This window comes from Mycolicibacterium baixiangningiae (assembly GCF_016313185.1).
In the GTDB taxonomy this organism is placed as follows: Bacteria; Actinomycetota; Actinomycetes; order Mycobacteriales; family Mycobacteriaceae; genus Mycobacterium; species Mycobacterium baixiangningiae.
Window position 1 is genome coordinate 320,569 of sequence record NZ_CP066218.1, and the last position, 17,682, is coordinate 338,250.

At 67.7% G+C, this 17,682-nt stretch carries 4 protein-coding genes; 3 read left to right on the plus strand and 1 reads right to left on the minus strand.

Features of this window, described 5'->3' with window-relative positions:
- Positions 1-237: 237 nt before the first annotated feature.
- Positions 238-11,271 (minus strand): type I polyketide synthase, encoded by an 11,034-nt coding sequence (locus I7X18_RS01555; protein WP_193044881.1) that lies wholly within the window; start codon positions 11,269-11,271, stop codon positions 238-240.
- A 254-nt stretch (positions 11,272-11,525) separates the two neighbouring features.
- On the opposite strand from I7X18_RS01555, the gene I7X18_RS01560 reads away from it, so the two are divergent.
- The 3 genes from I7X18_RS01560 to I7X18_RS01570 are packed head-to-tail and all read left to right on the plus strand — an operon-like array spanning position 11,526 to position 17,679.
- A complete protein-coding gene (locus I7X18_RS01560; RefSeq protein ID WP_193045034.1) occupies positions 11,526-12,947 on the plus strand; it encodes a condensation domain-containing protein in 1,422 nt (473 codons plus the stop codon).
- A 26-nt stretch (positions 12,948-12,973) separates the two neighbouring features.
- Entirely contained in the window at positions 12,974-15,970 is a 2,997-nt protein-coding gene (locus tag I7X18_RS01565) for an MMPL/RND family transporter (protein WP_193044880.1), read from the plus strand.
- The gene (locus I7X18_RS01570) at positions 15,970-17,679 is read left to right on the plus strand and encodes an AMP-binding protein (protein WP_193044879.1); all 1,710 of its coding nucleotides are present in this window, start codon (positions 15,970-15,972) and stop codon (positions 17,677-17,679) included. The genes I7X18_RS01565 and I7X18_RS01570 overlap by 1 nt, the downstream gene beginning before the upstream one ends.
- Positions 17,680-17,682 lie beyond the last annotated feature (3 nt).

The following is a 17,682-nucleotide window of genomic DNA, read 5'->3' on the forward strand; positions in this document are numbered from 1 at the left end:
TCATGGCTAAGTTACCCACCAGTAACTGTGCCCGACTATACCGTCCGGTAACTGCAACGCAAAGCGGTGCCGAGCAATTTTCACCGTCTAATCAACCGGGCAGTTGGCCGAGCCCGCCCACTTGTCCGGAATGCCGCGCTGAGCAGCAGGTTCTCATGAGTGTGACACTCATCACGCCGACGCTGGTTAGCGGTTTCCGGGCTCCTACCGCACCGCAGATAACGGCGTCACGACCGCTCAGCCGTCCGCCGGCTCCGGATCCGGACCGGGTTTCTCCTCCTGCGACGGTTCCGGAGTCTCGGCATCCGGCAACTGACCCACGAGATACTCGGCAAGCCCTCCGATGGTCGGGTAGTCGAACACCGCGGTGGCGTTGATCGTGAACGCGCCGCCGAACTGGCTATGCAACCGGTTGCGCAGTTCGATCGCCATCAGTGAATCCGTGCCCAGGTCGAGGAACCGGCTGGTGGCGGCGGGCGGCTGCGCCAGCCGCAGGAAGTTCTGCACCTCGCGCTGCAGGAACTCGGTCACGAAACCGGCGCGCTGCGGCACCGGTATCTCCTGCAGCTGCCGAAGCAGTTCGCTGTCACCGGCCGGCTCCCCGGCGGCGCTCGGCAGCACGAGGTCGAGGATCGGGGGACGCGAACTGCCCAGCACCTTCGCGGCCCGCTGCCAGTTGGCCTTGATGACGGCGGCCTGGCCGGTGCCGTTGGCGACGACCCCGGCGAGGGCGCCGAGCGCGGCCGTGGGCTCCAGCGGAATCAGGCCCTGGGCACTGATATTGGCGGTCGCGGCCTCCGACGAGGCCATGCCGCCCTGAGCCCAGGGACCGAAGTTGACGCCGGTGGCGGGCAAGCCGTGCGCCCTTCGCTGCGCGACCAGGCCGTCGAGCAGCGCGTTGGCGGTGGCGTAGTTGGACTGACCGGGCGAACCGAACAGGCTGGACACCGAAGAGGACACGATGAAGAAGTCCAGATCGTCGTCGCGCGTCAGACGGTCCAGGTGCCAAGCGCCGAACGCCTTGGGCGCCAACGTCGTCCGGAATCGATCCATGCTCTGCTGCGACAACAGCGCGTCGTCGAGCACACCGGCCAGATGTGCCACACCGGCGAGCGGAGGCAACTCTGCGCGGATGCGCTCCAGCAGCTCGACGACCTGGGACTCTTCGCCGACGTCGGCCGTGAAGGTGTGGACGCGGCAACGGTGGCGCTCGGCGATGTCGTCGATCGCCCGTTGGGCGTCCGCGTCGGGGGCGCGCCGGCTGGTCAGCACGATGTCGCCGGCACCGAGTTGGGCCAGGTATGACGCGGTGTGCAGGCCGATCGCACCGAGTCCGCCGGTGATCAGGTAGGTGCGGTCGGCGCGCGGCTGCAGCGGGTCGGGCATCTGAAGCACGATCTTGCCGATGTGCCGCGCCTGCTGCATGCGGCGGAACGCCGCCCTGGCCTCGGTCACGGGGTAGATCTCGGCAGGCAGAGGCGCCCACTCACCCTTGTCCAGCCCGTGTGACACCTCACCCAGGAGGCCCCGGATGCGGTCGGGCTCCATGAGCGTCACCGTGTCGAGCGCCACGATCTCGTAGGAGATGTCCGGACGGGCCGCAGCCATCTGCTCATGCGTCCAGATGTCGCGTTTGGCGATCTCGGCGAACCGGCCGTTCTCGGCGGTGGCGCGCACGGTCGCCTCGATGAACCCCTCGTTTGTCAGGCTGTTGAGCACAACGTCGACACCGGCACCGCCGGTGTCCGCCAGGATCTGGTCGGCGAAATCCGTTGTGCGCGAGTCATATACGTATTCCACACCCATCTTGCGCAGCGTTGAGCGCTTGTAGGTGCTCGCGGTGGCGAAGACGACGGCGCCCTGCTGCTGGGCCATCTGGATGGCGGCCAGCCCGACGCCACCGCTGGCAGCGTGGATGAGCACTCGGTCGCCGGGCTCGAGCTGCGCCCAGTCGAAGGCCAGCCGGGCCGTCAGCGCCGCGGCGGGAATCGTGGCGGCATCGACCGCGCTCACCCCGTCGGGAATCGGCGCCAGCAGCTGGGCCGGCACATTGAACCGGCTGGAGAACGCGCCCTGCATGAAGCCGTAGACGCGCTGACCCACCTCGAGTCCGGTGAAGCCGTCCCCCAGCTGGGTGACGGTGCCGGCGAAGTCGCCGCCGATCGGCCCGGGATCTCCCGGGTAGAGACCGAGCACGTTGAGCACGTCCCGGAAGTTGAGGCCTGCGGCCTCGACCCGGACCTGCACGTAACCCTCGGCCGGCGGCACGACGTCCGTCTCGGTCAGCCGCAGGTTGTCGATGGCGCCACGTTCGGTCGGAGCCAGCACGTAGTCGGTCGATCGCGGCACCGTGAGATGGCCGCTGCGTGCCCAGGGCAACAGCCGCGAAGCGAGCAACTTCCCTTGTCGCATCGCGAGTTCCGGCTCGTCGATCGGTGTCGCCAGCAGGCCGGACAGCGCGCGGACCGCTTCCGGTGAGCCGTCACAGTCGACGAGTTTGCAGCGCAGCGCCGGTTCCTCGTTGACCACGGTCCGCCCGAAGCCCCACAGCGCCGCCTGTACCGGGTCGACGGGCTCGCCGGATTCGCATGCCACGGCCCGGTCGGTGAGGATCCACAACCCCCCGGGCAGTTTGACTTCGCCGCGTTGCACGGTGTGCACAGCGCTGAGCAGGTTGGAGATCTCGGTCTCGAGCCGGGTGGTGACATCTGCACTCGACTCTGCCGCGCCCGGCGCGGCGCTGCGCCACACGACGCCGGAGAACGGGATACCGCGTTCGTGGGCCTGTGCCAACAGCTGTCCCAGGGGCTCCGGATCGGTGGTCCGGTCGAACGGGATGCAGCCCGGCAGCGTCGCGGCCAGCTCGTCGAATCCGGCGATCAGCCAGGTACCACTCACCGTGGCCCCCCCCGGTGATGCCGGCGGCGGCACCTCGTGCCAGCCGAGGGTGTAGAGCAGCCGGGTGGCATCCCCGCCGAGGCCGCGAAGCAACGCCTCGCGGGGGGCGCGTTTGACCGTGAACTCGCGAATCCCCCCGAGCGGGCGGCCATCCCGGCTGACGAAATCGAGGTCGAAAACCTGTGTTTCGCTGTCCAGTTCGCTGTTGTGCCACCGGGCGCGGCAGTAGAACCGCCGAGGCATCCGCTCGCGAAGTGTCACCTGCCCGTACCGCAGGGGCAGGAACAGATCGCTCACCCCCTGCTCGGCCGCGAGAAGCGCCGGGAACGCCGGGAAGGCGACGCCGGTGCACAAATCCATCAGCACCGGGTGCATCGGTTCGCTGCCGAGTTGTTCGGCGAGTTTCTCACCGACAAGGACGTCGCCGATCGCCTCACCCTCGCCCAGCCACAGCGACTTCAGGGAACCCGACCAGGTCGGGCCCCATGCCAGCTCCATGTCGGCGAAGGTCTCGAACAACTCCTGCGGGCGCATGCGGTGGCACCGCTCGATCGCCTCGTCGACCGGATCATCCTGGGACGCAGACTCGTCGGTGCGCTCGGCGACACCGCTCGCGACGGTGCCGTCGGCGTTCAACGACCACTCGGCGCCGCGCTCACCGTGCGGGCGGCTGTGAACCTGGAAACTCCATTCGCCGTCACCGTCGAGCGGATGCAGCGTGAGCTGCACCTCGCGGGAGCTCTTCTCGGGCAGGATGATCGGCTCGTAGAAGAATACGTCCTTCACATGCGCCGGTGGACCGGCCGCGGCCAACGCCATCGCCGCGTACGTCGCCCCGGGGACGACGACGGTGCCGTAGATGACGTGGTCGGACAGCCACGGCTGCGATTTGACCGACAACCTGCTGGTGTACACGGTGTCGCCGGAGGCGAGCTCCTTTGCGCTCCCGAGGATTCCGGACACGGCGGGACCGTCAACGGAGATGCTGGACGTCTTGGGCCAGAACCGGCGACGCTGGAACGGGTAGGTGGGCAGTTCGAGCGCGGCGCGGGTCCCACGGTGCAGCGCGGCGAAGCCGGGTCGGTGACCGCCGACGTAGGCCCCGGCCAGTGCCTCGGCCATCTGGCGACGGTCGCCGACGCCTTTGCGCAGCGAGGCGACCGCCCGCGGAGCCGCCACGTGCTCCGGCCAGACCTGCACTGCGGCACCGGTCAACACCGGTTGCGGACCGATCTCCATCAGCACCGAGCATCCCAGCGCCGCAGCGGTGCGAACACTCTCGGCGAACTGCACCGGCTGGCGGGAGTGCCGCCGCCAGTATTGCGCGTCGAGCGGTGTCTGAGGCGTGAGCACGGCACCGGTGCGGTTGCAGATCAGTGGCAGCGTGGGGGCTGCGAACTCGAACTGCGCTGCGAAGGACTCGAAGTCGTCGAGTACCGGATCCAGCAGTTCCGAGTGGAAGGCGTGGCTGGTCTCCAGCCAGGTGCAGCGGATGCCGTCGTCGGTGAATCTGTCCACGACCTGCGACAGATCCTCGCCCGGACCCGACAGCACGGTGTTCGGTCCGTTGTAGGCGCCGACCGACACCCGCGGGAACTCGCCGGCGATCTCCTCGACGTGCTTGGCGTCGGCGAATATCGCCACCATCCGTCCACCGTCGGGCAGGCTGCCGAACATCCGGCCGCGTTCGGCCATCAGTCGTGCGCCGTCTTCGAGGCTGAACACTCCGGCCACGCAGGCCGCCGCGTACTGGCCCACGCTGTGGCCGAGCACCACGTCGGGCTGGATGCCCCACGACTGCCACAGGCGCGCCAGTCCCATTTCGACGGCGAAGAGCGCAGGCTGCGCATACGACGTGTGCCGCAACCGTTCTCCGGTCTCGCGGTCGGTGGCGAACAGCACCTGCAGCAAGGGCTGCGGCAGCAAGTCCGCGACAGCGTCCGCGCACCGCGTCACGGTGTCGGCGAAGACCGGTTCGGCGTCGAACAGCTGACGCGCCATCCCCGGGTACTGGCTGCCCTGCCCGGTGAACAACCACGCCGTCGTCGGACGGTGGGTGTGCTCGCCGCGCAGGACACCGGGTCGTGTGCGGTTGTCGGCGAGGTCGGACAGACCCTGGCGCGCGCTCTCGACCGAATCCACGACCATCGCGGCGCGGTGCTCGAAGTGCGAACGGCCCGCCCCTGCGGTAAAGCACACGTCGGCGATGTCGACATCCGGGTGGGCACTCAGCCAGGATTCATAGCGCTGTGCCAACGCCACCAGCGCTTCCGGTGACCGCGCGGACAGCGGGAGCACGTGGACGGGCTGGTCGCGGGCGTCCGGTTCCTCACTCGCGGTGACCGGTCGTGGTGGCGCCTCTTCGATCAACACATGCGCGTTCGTGCCGGTGAAGCCGAAGGAACTCACGCCGGCACGCCGTGGCCGGCCGTTGGCGTGCCACGCAACGGCCTCGTCCACGACCCGCACCGGCAGCGAGGCCCACGGAATGTGGGGCGACGGGTTCTCGAAGTGCAGGCTCTGCGGCAGTACCTCGTGCTGTAGTGACAACACGACCTTGATCAGACCTGCTGCCCCAGAAGCGGATTCGAGGTGGCCGATGTTGCTCTTGACCGATCCCATCAACAGTGGTCGGTCCGCGTCGCGTGAGGCGCCGTAGGCGGCGGCGGCCGCCTGCACCTCGATCGGATCACCCAGCGGGGTACCCGTCCCGTGGGCCTCGAGGTAGTCGACATCCCCGCCCGTCAAACCGGCACGAGCCAGCGCCGTTCCGATGAGCCGTTGTTGCGCACCACCATTGGGCACCGTCAGTCCGCTGGAGGCACCGTCCTGGTTCACCGCGCTGCCGGGGATGACGGCACAGACACGATCGCCGTCACGCACCGCGTCGCTGAGCCTCTTGAGCACGAGGAGTCCGCAGCCCTCGCTGCGCACATAGCCGTCGGCGGAAGCGTCGAAAGTCTTGCACCGCCCCACGGGGGACAGCATCCTGGCGCGTGACGCGGCGACGGTTGTCACGGGGCTCAGCAGGACGTTCACACCGCCGGCCAGCGCCAGATCGCAGTCCCCGGAATGCAGGGCCTGTACGGCCTGATGCACAGCCACCAGAGCCGAGCTGCATGCGGTGTCCACGGCGACTGCCGGTCCTTCGAGTCCCAGCGCGAAGGCGACACGCCCGGAGATGGCATTGAGCGCATTGCCGGTGATGAAGTGCGGCTCGATCTTGTCGATGGACTCCGACGACAGCAGGTGGGCGTACTCGTTGGCGGCCACGCCGACGAAGACGCCGGTTCGGCTGCCGCGTAGGCTCGCCGGAGAGTACCCGGCGCGTTCCAGTCCCTCCCATGCGGTTTCGAGCATCAGCCGCTGTTGCGGTTCGATCCAGACGGCCTCTCGTGGGGAGATGCCGAAGAACTCGGGGTCGAATCCGTCGATGCCGTCGAGGAATCCGCCGAATCGCGTGTAGGTCTTGCCGGCGGCGTCCGGGTCCGGGTCGTAGAACTCGTCGATGTCGAAGCGATCCTCCGGGATCTCCCGGATCGCGTCGACGCCGCCGGAGAGCACCTCCCAGAAGGCTTCAGGGTCGGGGGCGCCGGGGAACCGGCACGACACCGCGACGATCGCGATCGCTTCGTCCGTTCGGGAGGTTCCCGCTGACGTCGGCAGAGTTCCCGATCTGGCGGGTACGGGCTCGCTGAGCCCGAGCACCTCGCCGAGCAGGTAGTCGGCCGCGTCGGACAGCCGGGGATGGTCCATGACCAGGGTGACGGGGATGTCTTTGCCGACTCCCTGTTCGAGGCGGCGCCGCAATTCGACGGCCATCAGCGAATCCATTCCGAGGTCGAAGAACCCGGCGTCCTCGCGGATCTCCGCGGCGTCGACCCGCGTCACCTCGGCGACCGCGTCGCGCAGGTAATCGGTGAGGAGCCTCTTACGCTGCTGCACGGGGGCACCTGCGAGCCGCTCGACCAACTCGGTCTTGCCGGACGGCGTCAACACCGGCGCCGTGTCCTGCGCCACGGGCACCTCGCGGGCCAACTCGGTCAGGAACCCGCGCCGGCCCGCCTGCTGGTAGAGCGGGAGGAACCGGGCCCAGTCGATCCGCGCGATGACGCCCTGCGCCGCAGGACCCGCCACGACATCGGCCAGACCGACGAGCGCATCGGCAGGTGCCAGCGCCCGGACTCCGCGCTGCTCGAGTCGCGCCCGCGATTCCGCGTCGGCCATGCCCGCTGACCAGGGGCCGAAGTTGACGCTGGTGCCGGCGATGCCCTGCTCGCGCAGGCGCCAGGCCAGTCCGTCGAGGAAGGCGTTGGCCGCCCCGTAGGCGGTCTGACCGTATCCACCCCAGACCGAGGCGATCGAGGAGGTGCTGATGAAGAAGTCCAGCTGTAGGTCAACCGCTGCTTCACTCAGGTGCCATGCGCCCCAAACCTTCCCGGAGAAGACCCGATCGACCTCGGCTTGCTGGGAGTCGAAGTCGAGGGTGCTCATCGGAGTGGTGCCGATCTCGCCCGCGGCGTGGACGATGCCGGCCAACGGCGGCAGCTCGGCCTGTGCGGTGGCCAACAGGCGTGCGACGTCGTGTGCATCGGCGACGTCGGCGGCGACGACGCGGATCTCACAGCCGTGCTGTTCGCCCAGCGCGTCGATGCGCAGTTGCGTGGCATCGCTGGGCGCGCGCCGGCTGGTCAACACCAGATGGCCGGCGCCGTGGGCGGCGAGGTATCCGGCGATCTCCAGGCCGATCGACCCGAGCCCACCGGTCACGAGATACGTTGCGTCGGAACGCAATTGCAGCGGGGCACCGCTGGGTTCCCCCGCCCGCCGAACCAGTCGGGGCGCGTAGACGGCGTGACCGCGCACCGCGACCTGGTCTTCGGTGATGTCCGAGTGGCGCGGTGCGGAGATCCGGTCGAGGAGTATGGACCACTCGCTCGCCCCGGTGACATCCCCCGTCGCTTCGCTCGCCCCGGTGACATCCCCCGACAGGTCGGCCAGCCCGCCCCACACGTGCGGAAGCTCCAGCGATGCGGCCCGGCCGAACCCCCACAGGGCGCTCTGATCCGGCGCGACGGTGTCCGCGTCGGTGACGCGCTGTGCGCCGCGGGTCACCAGCCATACCGGGCTGCGCAGTTCCGCGGCGGCCACGGCGCGGAACAGTCGCCGGGTTCCGCCGAGGATCCGGTGCTGCATCCGCAGCAGGGACCGCATGGACGGTGCAGGTCCGGAGTCGAGCGCCGCCACATGCACGATCCGCAGCGACGAACCGTCGACGACCGCAGCGCGCAACGTGTCCGCGAGTTGTGCTTCGTCCGCGTCCGATGCCGGCAACCGCACGATCTGGTGGCGGTGGCCGCGTGCGGTCAGCACATCGACCACGGGCACGGCGGTGCCGCTGTCGTCGCCGACGAGAATCCACACGGGCTGCTCGCCGGCGGCGGTCCCGGACCGGGGAGCGGTGAGCTTCTCCCAGCAGATCTCGTAGCGGTCGTCCGCGATCGACTGAGTCGTGCGTTGCTGATTGTGTTGTGCCGCGAATCTGGTCAGCACATCGAGGGTCTGCTGGTCACCGCTTGCACCGTCGAGAAGGGTTGCCAGTTCGGAGATCCGGCCGTCCTCGAGGAGGCGGACGGCGTGGGTGCGCGCGGCGGGCTGCGGCTGCGCGATCTCGCCGCCGGTGTCCGCCCGATTGTCCCGGAACGAATACTGACGGTGCTCGAACGGGTAGGTGGGCAGGTCGAGCTTTCGCGCGTCGGGCCGCCGAACGGCGGCGAATTCGGGCAGGTGGCCCAGAACATAGGCGTCGGCGAGGGCTTCGGTGATCTGCCGGTGGTCGGACGTGTTGCGGCGCATCGACGCGATCGCCCGCGGGGCGGTGACCGGGTCGGGCCACGCCGCCAGGGCCGCCGCGGTGAGCACCGGACGCGGGCCGATCTCCAGCAACAGCTTGCAGTTCAGATCGGCCAGCGTCCGCACGCTCTTGGCGAACTCCACTGGTTGGCGTGCGTGTCGGCGCCAGTAGGCGCCATCGATCTTCACGCTCCTGCCGAGTGCGGCGCCGGTGCGGTTGTCGATCAGGATGCGTCGGGGCGCCGCGTAGTCGAACCGCTGCGCGTACGACTCGAACTCGTCGAGAATCGGGTCCAGCAGCGCCGAGTGGAACGCGTGGCTGGTATCGAGCCGGTCGCACCGGACACCGTCGGCCGCCAGTGCGGCCACCGCCTTCTCCAAAGGCTCCGCCGGACCTGACAATACGGTGTTGGCGCCGTTGTAGGCGGCGACCGAAAGACTCGGGAACTCGTCGGTGAGGCCTTCGACCCGCTCGGCCGCGGTGAACACCGCGACCATCCGGCCACCCGCGGGCAGGCTGCCGAAGAGGCGGCCGCGTTCGGCCATCAGCCGCGCGCCGTCCTCGATACCGAACACGCCCGCGACGCAGGCCGCCGAGTACTGTCCGACGCTGTGGCCGAGCACCACGTCAGGTTCGAAGCCCCACGACTGCCAGAGCCGGGCCAGACCCATCTCGACCGCGAACAGCGCGGGCTGGGCGTAGGAGGTCTGCCGCAGCGTCTCCTCGCTGTCCGGGCTGTCCACGTCGAAAATCACGTCGAGCAAAGGCTTTTCGAGAACATCGGCAACCGCGGCCGCGCACCGCTCCACGGTCTCGGCGAACACGGGCTCGGTGTCGAACAGCTCACGGGCCATGCCGGGGTACTGGCTGCCTTGACCGGTGAAAAGCCACGCCGTCTTCGGTGTGTCGTGCGATTCGCCGCGAACCAGGCCGGGTGCCGGACGGTCGTCGGCGAGTGCGCCGAGTAACTCGACAACTGATTCTCTGGAGTCGGCCACCAACGCGGCCCTGTGCTCCAGGTGTGCTCGCCCCGTCCCTGCGGTGAAGCAGACGTCGGCCAGCGTGGCCTCGGGGTGCGCGGTCAACCATCTGCGGTACTGATCGGCGACCTGAACCAGGGCGGCGGGCGTCCGGGCCGAGAGCGGAAGAAGGCTGGACCGGTCGACACCGTCCGGCGCTGCAGTGGGCACCCGGGCCGGCGGGGGAGCTTCTTCGAGGATGACGTGCGCGTTGGTGCCGGCGAACCCGAACGAGCTCACCCCGGCGATCCGGGGCTGCCCGTTGCGCTCCCAGGGGGTGGTCTCCTTCACCACTTCCACCGGAAGCCGGTCCCAGGGAATGTGGGGCGACGGGTTGGTGAAGTTGCGATGCTTCGGCAGCGTCTCGTGCTCCATCGACAGGATGACCTTGATGACGCCCGCGATCCCCGCGGCCGCCTCGAGGTGCCCGATGTTCGTCTTCGCCGAGCCGATCAACAGCGGCCGGCCGGGTTCGCGTCCGGTGCCGAACGCCGCACCTGCGGCCTGGGCCTCGATCGGGTCCCCCAGCGATGTCCCGGTACCGTGTGCCTCGAGGTATCCGACGTCTTTCGCGGCGACCCCGGCGCGCATCAGCGCATCGGTGATAACCCTCTGCTGGGCAACGCCATTCGGCACGGTCAGGCCGCCCGATGCGCCGTCCTGGTTGATCGCGCTGCCGCGGATGACCGCCCTGATCCGGTCACCGTCGCGGAGAGCGTCCTCGAGACGCTTGACGACGATGACGCCGCAACCCTCGCCTCGCACGTAACCGTCGGCGGCCGCGTCGAACGTCTTGCACCGGCCGTCGGGCGCGAGCATGCGCGCATTGGAGAACGTGATCATCGTCGCCGGGGTGAGCAGGACGTTCGCGCCGCCGGCCAGTGCGAGGTCGCATTCACCCAGGCGCAGCGCCTGGCATGCCTGATGGATGGCCACCAGCGACGAGCTGCACGCGGTGTCCACGGCGACCGCGGGACCCTGCAGTCCCAACCGGTAGCTGATCCGGCCCGCTGCTGCGGCATTCGACGTCCCGATGGCCATGTAGGCCTCGATCTCGGGGTAGGTGAGCTCGTCCGACGCCATTCCCAGGTAGTCGTGGGTGGCCAGACCGACGAAGACACCGGTGTTGGTGCCGGCCAGAGCAGTTGGCGCGGTACCCGAATGTTCTACCGCGCGCCACGCCGTCTCCAGCAACAACCGGTGCTGCGGGTCCATCAACCTGACCTCGCGCGTCGACATGCCGAAGAACGGTGCGTCGAACCCCGTCACGTCGTCCACGAAACCCGCACGACGGGTCACGACCTTGCCGGGCGCACCCGGTTCTTCGTCGAAGAATTCGTCGACATCCCAGCGGTCTGCGGGCACCTCCGAGATCGCCTCGCGGCCCTCTCGTAAAAGATCCCAGAACTCATCGGCGTCCTGGGCGCCGGGGAATCGCGCTGCGTATCCGACAATTGCGAAACGAGTAGCCGGCTTGTCGGTGTTTGCAGCGGATTCCATGCCGTTTTTGCCCTCCCTGGCATCGGCGGTCGGAACACGACCGCTCCCGGGAAACTCAATCGCGAGCGAAAGCAGATGTCCCCGAACGCACACTATGGCATGTAGCTACTGCACGCGCGTGGTGCCGCTGCCCGCGATTCGGCGGCCCCGTGGCGGGCGCCTGCGGCCGGAGCCAGAGTATGTTGATCCGGCAGCAACTACCCCTGCTGGTCCGGAGCCGGCAGAAAAGGGTAGGACTGGGGAGGGGCCAAGCTTTGCGCATAGGCAAGATCACGGTTGGCCCACTCGATGAATGGGCGCTGAAACCGGGCTCTGTCACGTCTTGGCATCCGACCGCCGCCGCTGCCGAAAAGGCACGACAAGCGCCGGTGAGTTCGGTGCCGATCAGTTACATGCAGCGCCAACATCTTCGGAATTACCGCGAGCGGACGGCCGCGGGATTGAACTTCTCCCGGCAGATCATCGCGAGCTGCGAAGTGGCCGGTGAGTGCGAGATCGCTGCGATGGACCACGCCGTGAATACCTATCTACGTCGGCACGACACTTTCCGCAGCTGGTTCGAAGACGCCGGGGATGGTGAGTTCATCAGGCACGCCCTGACGGATCCGGCCGACATTGAATTCGTGCCGATCGATCACGGCAGCATGACGATCGATGAGATACAGGCCCATGTCGTGGGTATCCCGAGTCCGCTGGAGTGGGCCTGCTTCACTTTCGGAATCATCCAGAATGACGGACATTTCACGTTCTTCGCGGCCATGGATCACGTCCACGGCGACGCGACACTGATCGGCACGACAATGTTGGAAGCAAACGGGATGTATTCCGCGCTGAGCGGGGGCGGTGCCGCTCTCACACTTCCCGATGCCGGTAGCTTCGACGAATTCTGTGTTCGCGAGAAAGAGCGCACGGCGGACCTGACCGTGGACTCCAACGATGTGCGGGCGTGGGTCGACTTCGCGGAGAGCAACGGTGGTGGGTTCCCTGAATTCCCCCTTCCGCTGGGCAATCCGCAGGAATCGACCAGAAGTAGCATGGCCACCGAAGTCCTGTTGGACGTTGCCCAGACGGAACGCTTCGACGCGGCGTGTTCGGCAGCCGGTGCGCGTTTCGTCGGTGGCCTGTTTGCCTGCCTCGCCCAGGTGGAGCATGAATTGACGGGCGCGCTCACGTATTACGGCCTCACTCCGAGGGATTCGCGCAACGCCACCGACAATTTCATGACCCAGGGTTGGTTCACCGGTCTGGTCCCGATAACCGTGCCGATAGGCGCGGGCTCCTTCGCCGATGCCGCGTGGTCCGCGCAAGCCTCTTTCGACTCGAATTTGAATATGGCCAAAGTGCCGTACTACCGGGTGTTGGAATTAGCGCCCTGGTTGAGTTGGCCGCAGCCGAATTTCCCGGTGTCCAACTTCTTCCACGGCGGTGCCGCGCCGCTCAACGCCGTTCTCGCCGCGGCCGATATGGGCCTTGCGGACAATATCGGGATCTACCCGGACGGCCGGTTCTCCTATCAGCTCACCATTTACATATTCCGATACGGCGAGGGCACGGTGATGGCGATCATGCATCCCGACAATCCGGTCGCGGAGAAATCGGTTACCCGATATATGCAGGCGATGAGGTCCGTGTCCGCGCTGGTTGCGGACAGCGGGCACTGGGGACGCGTCGCATAGCGTGAAGCGGCGAGGGTGAGGGCGATATGCGGCGGCTAGCCGATTTTGTGGTGCGGTGGCCATGGGCGGTGATCGGCCTCTGGATCGCCATGGCCATCGCCCTGCCGCTGACCCTCCCGTCCCTCGGCGAGATGGCCGAGCGGCATCCACTCGTCATCCTGCCCAGCGACGCACCGTCGAGTGTCACCGCCGGAAAGATGGCGGAGGCCTTCCAGGAATCGGGCAACGACGACCTCCTGCTGGTGGCGTTGATCAACGAGAACGGGCTGACACCGGCTGACGAGGCTGCCTACCGCAAGCTCGTGGACGCGCTGCGCGACGACGTCACCGACGTCGTGTCCGTGCAGGATTTCGTCAGCACACCCCAACTGCGGCCGTTCCTCACCAGCGAGGACAAGACCACGTGGGTGTTGCCGGTCAGCCTCGAGGGCGAGTTGGGCACACCGCGGGCCTTCGACTCCTTCAACCGCGTGTCCGACGTCGTCGAACGCACCGTCCCCAACGGCGACGGCCCGTTGACCGTGTACCTGACCGGTCCCGCGGCCACCGTCGCGGACCTCACGGTCGCCGGTGAACAGGACCGGCTGCCCATCGAGATCGCGATCGCCGTCCTGGTCCTCGCCGTCCTGCTGGTGGTGTACCGCAGCGTGGTCACGATGCTGCTGCCGCTGATGACGATCGGATCGTCACTGGTGATCGCCCAGGCGGTGGCGGCCGGCTACTCCGAGCTGACCGGCTCGGGTGTCTCGAATCAGTCGATCATCTTCCTGAGCGCGATCATGGCGGGCGCCGGAACGGACTACGCGGTCTTCCTGATCAGCCGCTATCACGACTATCTGCGGTCTGGTCACGACGACGACCAGGCGGTCAAGGCGGCGATGATCTCGATCGGGAAGGTGATCACCGCATCCGCCACCACGGTGGGGCTGACCTTCCTGCTCCTGAGCTTCGCGAAGATGGGGGTGTTCAAGACGGTCGGCGTGTCGTCGGCGATCGGGATCGGCGTCGCCTTCCTCGCCGGAGTGACACTCCTCCCCGCCGTGCTGGTCCTCGCCGGGCCGCGCGGCTGGGTCACACCGCGACGCGAATTGACCGCCCGGTTCTGGCGACGCTCCGGTGTTCGCATCGTTCGCCGGCCGGTGGCACATCTGGTGAGCAGTCTGCTCGTCCTGGCCCTGCTGGCCGGCCTCGGAATCTTCGCGCGCTACAACTACGACGATCGCAAAGTCGTCCCGGCCTCGGCGTCGAGTTCGGTGGGGTACGCAGCGGTCGAACGCCATTTCCCCATCAGCCAGTCCATCCCCGAATACATCCTCATCCAGTCACCGCGAGACCTGCGCACGCCCCGGGCACTCGCGGACCTGGAGCAGCTGGCGTCGCGCGTCGCGCAACGGCCGGACGTGGGTCGGGTCAGCGGGATCACCCGACCTCTCGGCGAGGTGCCGCCGGAGTTCCGGGCCACGTTCCAGGCGGGTCTCGTCGGCGACCGGCTGGCCGACGGCTCCACCCAGATCAGTCAGCGCACCGGCGACCTGAACCGACTGACCGACGGGGCCACCACGCTGGCCGACAGCCTCGCCGACGTGCGCGGCCAGATCAACACGATCGCGCCGAGTATCCAGGAGCTGGTCAACACCTTCTCCTCGGTGAGAGCCGAATACGGGGGCGACGCACTGGTGCGGGACGTCGAGATCGCGGCCAAGCTGGTCGCCAGTGTCAACGCGCTCGGGAACGCCATGGGCGTGAACTTCCGGGCCGTCAAAGACCTGTTCGCGTGGATCGGCCCGGTCCTGACCGCGCTTCAGGGCAACGCGGTCTGCGATACCAATCCCTCCTGCCGCGACACCCGCCTGCAGTTCGAACGGCTCGTCGCCGCCCGTCAGGACGGCAGCCTCGACGAGATCAACGGTCTCGCGCAGGAGCTCCAGGGCGTCGAGGACAGGCAGACCCTCAATACAGCGGTCAAGAAGCTCAACGCCGCCATGGCGAATGTCGCCAAAGCGGTCAACGCCATGGGACTGGACCGGCCCGGCGGCCCGCAGGCGGGCCTGGCTCAGCTGCAGCAGGGCGCCAACCGGTTGGCGGGCGGCAGCCGGGAAGTGGCCGGCGGGGTCGACGAACTGGTCGAGCAGGTCAAGGTGATCGCCGCCGGGCTCAACGAGGCGTCGACCTTTCTGTTGACGATGCGGAGCAACGCCGCGGATCCGGCGCAGGCCGGGTTCAACATCCCGGACCAAGTGCTGAACCTGCCGGACTTCCAGAAGGCCGCCGAGGCCTACATCTCGCCGGACGGCCGCTCGGTGCGCTATCTGGTCCAGACGAAGCTCAACCCGTTCAGCCCCGAGGCAATGGATCAGGTCAACGAGATCACCGACATCGCCCGGGGCGCCCAGCCGAACACCACGCTCGCCGACGCGACGATCTCGATGGGCGGATTCCCCGTCTCACTACGGGATACGCGCGATTACTACCAGCAGGACATCCGTTTCATCATCGCCGCCACCCTGTTCGTCGTCCTGCTGACGTTGATGGTGTTGCTGCGCGCGGTCATCGCACCCCTGTACCTCGTGGGATCGGTGGTGGTCTCGTACTTCGCGGCGATCGGACTCGGTGTCCTGATGTTCCAGGTGATACTCGGTCAGGAGTTGCACTGGAGCGTCCCGCCGCTGGCTTTCGTGGTGCTGGTCGCGGTGGGAGCCGACTACAACATGCTCTTCGTATCGCGATTGAAGGACGAATCCCCGCACAGCGTGCGGTACGGCGTCATCCGCACCCTGGGTTCCACGGGTGGTGTGATCACCGCGGCGGGCCTGATCTTCGCCGCCTCGATGGCCGGTCTGCTGTTCTCGAGTATCGGGCTCGTGGTCCAAGGCGGTTTCGTGATCGGAGTGGGAATCCTGTTGGACACCTTCGTGGTCCGCACCATCACGGTGCCCGCCATCGCCGCACTGGTGGGGCGGGCGAACTGGTGGCCGTCCCGGGTGAACTCGGGTACCAGCGAGCGGATCGGCGCGGATGCGTGATGACGACAACGGCTGAGTCCTCGATCCTGTCGATGCTGCACGGACGGGCGAGCATGCGCCCCGACGACGTCGCCTTCACCTTCACCGAGTACGACCGTGACCCGGCGGGCGTGTCCGAAAGCCTCACGTGGTCGCAACTGGCGCGGCGAACGATGAACGTGGCGCGCGAGATTCGGCTCCGCGGGGCGGGCGGTGACCGGGCGGTGATCCTCGCCCCTCAGGGGCTGGAGTACATCCTGGCGTTCCTGGGATCAATGCAGGCCGGACTCATCGCGGTGCCGCTCCCGTTGCCCCATCCCGGTTCGGGTCATGACCGGGTCAATGCGGTCCTCGTCGACACCGAGCCCTCGGTGGTCCTCACGACATCAGCGGCCGCGGCCAATGTCGGCGACTACGTTGCCGGGTCCGGTCTGGGCACCGCGCCGACGATCGTCGCGATCGATTCACTGGATCTGGACGCCCAGGGGGCGACGGGCCTCGAATCGGCCGAACTGCCGAAAGTGGCCTATTTGCAGTACAGCTCGGGTTCGACGCGACAGCCGACCGGGGTCATGATCTCGCACCGCAACCTCACGGTGAACTTCGAGCAGCTCATGCGGACATTCTTCGCGGGTATGTCCACCGATGCGACGTTCGTGTCGTGGTTGCCCTTCTACCACGACATGGGTCTGGTTCTGGGCGTCTGCGCACCGATCCTGAGCGGCTATCCCGCTGCCCTCACGAGTCCAACCGCCTTCTTGGAAAGGCCGGCCAGATGGATACGGGCGCTGGCGCAGAATCCTCGTGCATTTTCGGCGGCGCCCAACTTCGCCTTCGACCTGGCCGCCCGCAAGACCACCGACGACGATCTGGACGGGCTCGACCTCGGTGGGGTGCACGGCATCATCAACGGCGCCGAACGGGTGGAGCCGGCCACGTTGGCGCGATTCGCCGATCGGTTCGCCCACTTCAACTTCCAGGACCGCATGCTGCGTCCGTCGTACGGGCTGGCGGAGGCGACCGTCTTCGTCGCGGCCGGAACCTGGAGTGACTCGTCGGAGACTCCTCGGTTCGATGTCGACGCGTTGTCGGCGGGCCGCGCGCAGCGGTGCGCGGCCCGAGCGGGCTCGGCTCTCGTGCGATACGCGATGCCGCAGTCACCCGTGGTGCGAGTCGTCGACGTCGATACGAACCGGGAATGCGCGAAGGACGTGGTCGGCGAGATCTGGGTGCACGGTGAGAACGTCGCCGAGGGCTATTGGCACAGGCTGCCGGAGCAGCAGAACTGTTTCGGTGCAACGCTTCTCGATACGTCGCCGGACGTACCGGACGGGCCGTGGTTGCGCACCGGGGATCTCGGCTTCGTCCACGAGGGCGACCTGTTCATCGTCGGCCGTATCAAGGATCTGCTGATCATCCGGGGTCGCAATCACTATCCCGAGGACATCGAGGCGACGGTGCAGGAAATCACCCGCGGTCGGGTCGCGGCGATCTCCGTTCCGGTGAACAGCACCGAGCGGCTGGTGACCGTCATCGAGGTCAAACAACCGGGCGACCCCGGCCTCAAAGACAAAGTGACCGCGGCGATCTCGAATGTCCACGGCCTCAGCGTCGAGGACCTCGTGCTGGTGGCGCCCGGATCGCTGCCCACGACGACGAGCGGCAAGATCCGTCGCGCCGCTTGTGTCGAGCAGTACCGGCAGGATCAGTTCGTTCGGTTGGACGCCTGAGCC

What these genes read in the sequence shown, in the direction of transcription:
- I7X18_RS01555 (WP_193044881.1), bottom strand. Translation starts at nt 11,271, where the DNA reads ATGGAATCCGCTGCAAACACCGACAAGCCGGCTACTCGTTTCGCAATT.
- I7X18_RS01565 (WP_193044880.1), top strand. Translation starts at nt 12,974, where the DNA reads ATGCGGCGGCTAGCCGATTTTGTGGTGCGGTGGCCATGGGCGGTGATC.
- I7X18_RS01570 (WP_193044879.1), top strand. Translation starts at nt 15,970, where the DNA reads ATGACGACAACGGCTGAGTCCTCGATCCTGTCGATGCTGCACGGACGG.